The 656-nt window shown below is 47.6% G+C and carries 1 protein-coding gene; it reads right to left on the reverse strand.

Annotated elements, in window-relative coordinates; translation table 11 throughout:
* Positions 1 to 656: 5'-3' exonuclease H3TH domain-containing protein (locus tag R7Q48_RS28060; protein WP_318133585.1), on the reverse strand; the 656-nt coding region annotated here is incomplete at both ends.

The following is a 656-nucleotide window of genomic DNA, read 5'->3' on the forward strand; positions in this document are numbered from 1 at the left end:
GCTTTGAGTTTTTCTAGCCACGCATTGAAAGAAACTTCGTCCAAAATGGTTTCGTACTGACTGCGATCAATCGTTACCGCTGAGGTTTCCATTTCAGCATGCGAAGAAGAAGATGATGATGCTTGCGCAGAACCTGCAAGTTCAACCGCTTCGACAGTGCCTGAGCCGCCTTCAAGCAGTTCGTTCACCCAAGACTTAAACGTCAACTGACCATACAGTTTGATCAATTCGTCTTTGTTTGGCTCTGCTTTCAGTAGCGACTCTGGTGTTTCTTCCAGTTCCACATCCAGCTTGATGGTAGCCAGCTCATAAGACAGCATAGCGTTGTCTTTGTTGTCGACCAGCTTCTTCGCCATGGTTTTCGAACCGCGGAAACCAAGTGCCGCGATATCATCCAGATTTTCGTACAACTTAGTAAGGCCACCAATGCCCTGCAGCAAAGCAGTCGCCGTTTTGTCGCCCACACCCGGAACACCAGGGATGTTATCGACTTTATCGCCCATCAACGCTAGATAGTCGATTATCAACTCTGGCGGAATACCAAATTTTTCCACCACCCCTTCACGATCCATCACGACGTTCGTCATGGTGTTGATCAAGGTAATGTTGTCATCCACCAGCTGAGCCATATCTTTATCGCCAGTACTGATTAAAAC

Source organism: Vibrio sp. 378 (assembly GCF_033339435.1).